Genomic DNA, 5641 nt, shown 5'->3' with positions numbered 1-5641 from the left:
GAAAATAATTTATTAAATCGTGCTACCTGTAAGAGCTTTTGCAGTCGCATCTGTTCTGCGAATCGAACGCACAAAGCCCCGGCCGGAACCGGGGCTTTGTGCGTTTTTGCGGTGCCCACACAACGGGAAGGGTGAAAACAGCTTCTTGTCTCTTGCCATATGTTACCGTGGGTGTCCCTGAAGCCAATAAAGGAGGCAGGGCCTGGATACGCATGGCCCCCTTCTTGACAACACTTAAGACAGGGGGCACTCCCCGTTGCATATCCACGGGTCCCTTGGTTCAAGGGATAATTGGGAAGTCCGGTGAAAATCCGGCGCTGGCCCGCAACCGTGAGAGGGGACGAACGCCGCACAATGCCACTGTTGGCTCGCCAATGAGGCGGACAATGGGAAGGCGCGGCAACTAGGATGATCCTCGAGCCGGGAGACCAGCCTGTGGATGTGGTTGTTTATTGTATGGCTTCGAGGCCGAGCCAGGACATCTTCAAAATGCGATCCTTCCGGATCGATCCCCTTGTCCATATTTTTTCCTCGAAGCCTCCTCTTCACTTTTTGCATGAAGAAGGAGGTTTTTTCATGCGTTTTTTCCACTTTTTCCTTGTGGTATTGCTTTTCTTGTGCGCATCCCCCGCGCTGGCCGACAACGCCACATCCGCTGGCAACGCTACAACCAGCGGCCATGTCTTTGAAATGGACGAATACGTTGTCACAGGTACACGCACGAAAAGTCAGATCAAAAACATTCCCCGCAACGTGACCGTGATCACGGCCGAGGATATCGAACATTCCACAGCCGGGGATCTGCCCGAGCTTCTGGGTCGGGAGGCGGGTGTACAGCTTTCCGACAATACCGGAGTTCCAGGGCGGGCAAAAATCGACATCCGCGGCCAGGGCGGTGCGGCCGCAACGAACGTTCTGGTCCTGGTTGACGGACACCGTATCAACTCCGTGGATATGAGCGGAACCAATTTTTCCACCATTTCCCTGTCCCAGATCGAACGGGTGGAAGTACTGCGCGGGCCGGGCGGGGCATTGTACGGAAACAATGCCGTGGGCGGCGTCATCAATATCATCACCAAGTCAGGACGGGGTGAAAAATTCGGCGGCCAGGCCGGTGCCGAGTTCGGGAGCTATGACGCCAAGAAATACCATGCCGGGATCCGGGGTTCCAAAGACATCATGAGCATGAGTGCCAATCTCAGCTATTCTGATACGGACGGCTATCGGGATAACGGCGGGATGGAGACAAAAGACGCCCAGTTCAATTTCGGTCTGGACCCCACGGATATTTTTTCCATGAACTTCGGGGTAGGCATCCATGAAGAAGACTATGGGATGCCCGGCGGGGTATCCTTGGCGGATATCGACGATCGGAACAAACGCCGTGAAACGTCTTCACCGGATGATCATGGCACCATCTCACAGCAACGGCTCTGGACGGATGGTTCTCTGGATCTGCAAGAATATGGTGCTGTGGAAGCGGAACTGGGACTGCTCCACAGGGAAAATCCGTATCACGCATGGGGATCTGACCAAGAGATCAAGGAACAGACAACCGATTACTCCCTGACCTGGGATAAAAAATATACCCTTTTTGAACGGGAACATCGGATACAGGCTGGAGTTGAGGGATTCTACTCAGACTATACAAGCTATTCAGATATCAAAAGTTTTGCCCTGGACACCGGCGTATTTCTGGCAACCACGTGGTCGTTGACCGACGATCTGATGCTGAGCCTTGGCGGCAGATATACAGAGTATGATCTTGATCGCAGTTCAAACAACAATAAAAACTGGAACAACCTCTCCTACGATACAGGCCTGGTTTATTCGCTGGGTGACATGGGCAGCGTCTACACCTCCATGTCCACCGGATTCCGTACCCCGAACACCGACGAGTTGGGATTAGCCGATGACGACATCAAGCCCCAAACCACGACCAACTATGAAATCGGCACCCATCTGAAACCAATGGAAAAGATTGCGTTCGACGTGGCTTTGTTCCGGCAGGAATCCAAAGACGAAATCTACTACGACGGCAACAAAAAACTCAATACGAACTGGGACCAGAAAACCCTTCGCCATGGGGTAGAGGCCGGCGTCAAGTACTATCCGATCACCCCCCTGACTCTGTGGGCCAATTACACCTGGATCAAAGCCGAATTTGCCGACTCCCACAACACCGTTCCCCTGGTTGCCGAACACACGGTGAACGCCGGGATCGACTGGCGATTCATCGAACAGGCCCTCCTTTCTGTGAGTGCGCAGTATGTGGGTTCAAAATATGACGGCGGGGACGAAACCAACGACCAGTATGAAAAAATCGATCCGTACACCGTTGTGGACGCCAAATTGAGCTGGGATTATTCCAAAAATCTCAATTTCTACTGCGGCGTGAACAATATCTTTGATGAACTGTACGCAACAACGGCTACCAGCTATCCATGGGCGTCAGCCTACTACGTCATGCCCGAACGCAACTTCTACGCCGGGCTGGAATGGAAATTCTAACCCCGTAACCCATAAAAACCATCCCTGGAGCCGGGTATCTCCCGGCTCCAGGGATGGTTATACCCCTTCCAGGAAGACGCATGAAACCATCACATTCCCCCTCCGTCCTTGTCCTTGCGGCCACCCTTTTCCTGTGTGCCGCCGGGATCGCCCATGCCGAGCCCACCCGTACCCTCACCGACCAGACCGGACTCACGGTTACCGTACCCACCCATCCTTCACGGGTCATTGCCCTGGCCCCCAGTGCCATGGAAATCGTCTGTTACGTGGGAGGCAGAAACCAGCTCGTGGGACGAACCAGGTTCAGCGATCATCCGCCCGATGCCGCGCCCCTGCCCGTGGTGGGGAGCTATGTGCATCTGGATGCCGAAAAGATCGCTGCCCTTCGGCCGGATCTGTGCATTGCCCTGAAGGACGGAACCCCCTATGTGACAGTACAGACATTGAAACGTATGGACATCCCGGTCTTTGCGATCATCAACGACAGTCTGGATTCAGTGCTTGAGGCCATCCGCCTCGTGGGAGAAGCCCTGAACCATGAGAACGGAGCGACCGGACTGGTCGATGCCCTCACCTCCCGCATCCGGGATGTTCAGGACAGGGTGGGGCATGTACAGAAACGTCCTGATGTTCTGTATCAGATCGACATGGACCCAATCATCTCCGCAGGACAGGGAACCTACATCCACGAGCTGATCACCCTGGCCGGCGGCCGCAACGTGGCCGCGGATCTCACTGGCTACCCCCGCTTTTCCATGGAACAGGCCCTGACCCTCATGCCCGGAGTTATCATCATCCCGTCCATGGACCGCTCCGGAGGCTGGGCGGACATGGTCTCGACCTGGGAACGATGGCCCCACGTCCCGGCGGTTCGGAACGGGCGCATCGTACAGGTAGATTCTGACCTCTTTGACCGGCCCTCCCCCCGTATGGTCGACGGGCTGGAGATCCTCGCCCGCATCCTGCATCCGGAATGTTTCGGGGATGGGGGACAACCACGAACAAACACGGGCCGACACGGGCTGACAACACAACAATTTGGATTGTAATCCTTCCCAGACAATGATCACTCCCCTGCGCATTCTAAAGGCCTGTCTGCCCATGGCTCTCCTGCTCGTTTTTGCCTGCTGGCTGGGGGTTTCCGCCGGTTCGAGCGGATTTTCCCTGCTCGAACCGGCCCGGTTGATTCTGGGTGACGGGATCGACCCGGTGCGCGCGGCCATCATCCTCGGCCTGCGTCTTCCCCGGGTCTGCATGGCCGTACTGGCCGGGGCGGCCCTCTCATGCGGAGGGCTGGTCATGCAGGCTCTGCTCCGAAACCCCCTGGCCGAGCCTTACATTCTCGGGGTCTCCGGGGGAGCGGCCGTGGGAGCAATCGGCGCGATCATTTTTTCCCTGACCCACATCGCGGCCATGGCTGCGTCCTTCGCAGGCGGCATGGCCAGCCTTTTCCTGGTTCTGGCCGTTGCCGGACGGCGGGCATCGACCGGAACGGAAGCCATTCTCCTTTCTGGCGTCATGATCAACGCCTTCTGCTCGGCCCTGATCCTGTTTTTCATCTCCATGGTCCCTGCTGGCAGGGCGGCCGGTGTTCTGCACTGGCTCATGGGTACCATCCCTTCTACCGATAAAGCTTCCATCGGCCTGACCCTGGGCGTCGTTCTTGCCGGTTCGGTTCTGATTTTCACCCTGGCCCAACGCATGAACATCTTCCAGCTCGGCCATGACACAGCCACCTCCCTGGGCATCAATGTCCGAGCCACAGCCTTTATCCTCCTCACAACAGTCACCCTCATGGTTGCCGCCATTGTCTGCCAAACTGGTCTGCTCGGTTTTGTGGGGCTTGTGGTTCCCCATCTCCTGAGGCTCATTCATGGACATGATCACCGGATTCTCGTACCTTCGTGCATCCTGGGCGGCGGGGCCTACATGGTCCTGTGCGACACGTTGGCCAGAAGCCTGCCTTCACAGGGAGAACTTCCAGTGGGCGTGCTCACGGCCATGATCGGGGCCCCGCTGTTCATCCTTCTGCTGGTGAGGAGACACGCATGAATGCCTCGCTGACTACCCGCAACCTCTCCTTTTCCTACAATGGCAGCCCGGTACTAAATGGGATCGATCTGGATGTCCCCAACGGCAGCCTGTTCACAATAATCGGGCCCAATGGGTCGGGCAAAACCACCCTGCTTCGCCTCCTCGCAGGCCTGTGCCGCCCAGCCCGCGGAAAGGTGTGTCTCAACGGCCGGGACCTACACCGCACCAAACGCAGACACCTGGCCAAAAACCTGGCCGTCGTCCCTCAATCCCTTCCAGAAACCGTCCCCTTTTCCGTACGCCAGACCGTACTCATGGCCAGAACCCCGCGACAAGGAATCCTCGGTCTTGAAACGCGCACCGATCTGGACGTGGCCCATAACGCCATGCGCTATACCGGCGTGGACTATCTCGCGGACAAATCCATGGATCGGATCAGCGGGGGAGAACGCCAGCGCGCCTTCATTGCCAGGGCCCTGTGTCAGGAACCGGACATCCTGCTGCTCGACGAACCCACCACCGCCCTGGACTATGCCCATCAGATCCGGATCATGGACCTGCTGGCCAGTTTGCGAACAACCAAAAACACGACCATCATTCTGGTTTCCCACGACCTCAACCTTTCATCCATGTATGCGGACCATATTCTCTTACTGAACCGGGGGAGCGTGGTCTGTCACGGAAGCCCGAAAGAAGTCCTGAGACCGGAAATTTTGGAACCAGCCTACGGATGTTCCCTGGCTGTCGACACCCATCCGCAAACAGGCAGGCCGCGTGTCATGCCCGTGCCGGGAAACACGCCGAACGTGAAACAACCAGACGCGGGGTGAGTGAGCACAAGACATGGGACCAGTCACCTGCGCGACCACCATCCACGGCAACCCCCAATGCGTCTTTCTCCTGCACGGCCTGTGCAGGACCGCCAGATCCATGAACAAACTCGCGCGTCATCTGGTCCGCACCGGATACGACGTGGTCAACGTGGACTACCCATCCAGACATTTTCCCATCGCCCGTCTGGCCGAGGATATCCATACCCAAATCCGCAACCATACCGACCAAAAAAAGTACGAACGGATCCACTTTGTGACCCATT

General features: G+C 56.9%; 5 protein-coding genes and 1 riboswitch. All 5 genes read left to right on the top strand.

Going from position 1 to position 5641, the window contains the following annotated elements; all coding sequences use genetic code 11:
* Window positions 1-251 precede the first annotated feature (251 nt).
* Window positions 252-451, top strand: a riboswitch (cobalamin riboswitch).
* Between the two features lie 125 nt (window positions 452-576).
* Window positions 577-2511, top strand: coding sequence for a TonB-dependent receptor (locus ACY692_RS13885; RefSeq protein ID WP_462325975.1), 1935 nt, complete (start codon window positions 577-579; stop codon window positions 2509-2511).
* 80 nt (window positions 2512-2591) lie between these two features.
* Window positions 2592-3560 (top strand): ABC transporter substrate-binding protein, encoded by a 969-nt coding sequence (locus tag ACY692_RS13880; RefSeq protein ID WP_462325974.1) that lies wholly within the window; start codon window positions 2592-2594, stop codon window positions 3558-3560.
* A gap of 13 nt (window positions 3561-3573) precedes the next feature.
* Window positions 3574-4563, top strand: a complete 990-nt coding sequence (locus ACY692_RS13875; protein ID WP_462325973.1) for a FecCD family ABC transporter permease — start codon at window positions 3574-3576, stop codon at window positions 4561-4563.
* Complete coding sequence (locus ACY692_RS13870) at window positions 4560-5375, top strand: ABC transporter ATP-binding protein (RefSeq protein ID WP_462325972.1); 816 nt, start codon at window positions 4560-4562, stop codon at window positions 5373-5375. The genes ACY692_RS13875 and ACY692_RS13870 overlap by 4 nt, the downstream gene beginning before the upstream one ends.
* A gap of 13 nt (window positions 5376-5388) precedes the next feature.
* Window positions 5389-5641: esterase/lipase family protein (locus tag ACY692_RS13865; RefSeq protein WP_462325971.1), on the top strand; the 253-nt coding region annotated here is incomplete at its 3' end.

This window comes from Desulfoplanes sp., from assembly GCF_054921335.1.
The sequence above is the reverse complement of the archived record's forward strand: the minus strand, read 5'-3'. Positions and strand labels throughout refer to the sequence as shown.

Excerpts from the sequence above, each read along its gene's own strand:
- ACY692_RS13885 (WP_462325975.1), top strand. The coding sequence starts at position 577 with ATGCGTTTTTTCCACTTTTTCCTTGTGGTATTGCTTTTCTTGTGCGCA.
- ACY692_RS13880 (WP_462325974.1), top strand. The coding sequence starts at position 2,592 with ATGAAACCATCACATTCCCCCTCCGTCCTTGTCCTTGCGGCCACCCTT.
- ACY692_RS13875 (WP_462325973.1), top strand. The coding sequence starts at position 3,574 with ATGATCACTCCCCTGCGCATTCTAAAGGCCTGTCTGCCCATGGCTCTC.
- ACY692_RS13870 (WP_462325972.1), top strand. The coding sequence starts at position 4,560 with ATGAATGCCTCGCTGACTACCCGCAACCTCTCCTTTTCCTACAATGGC.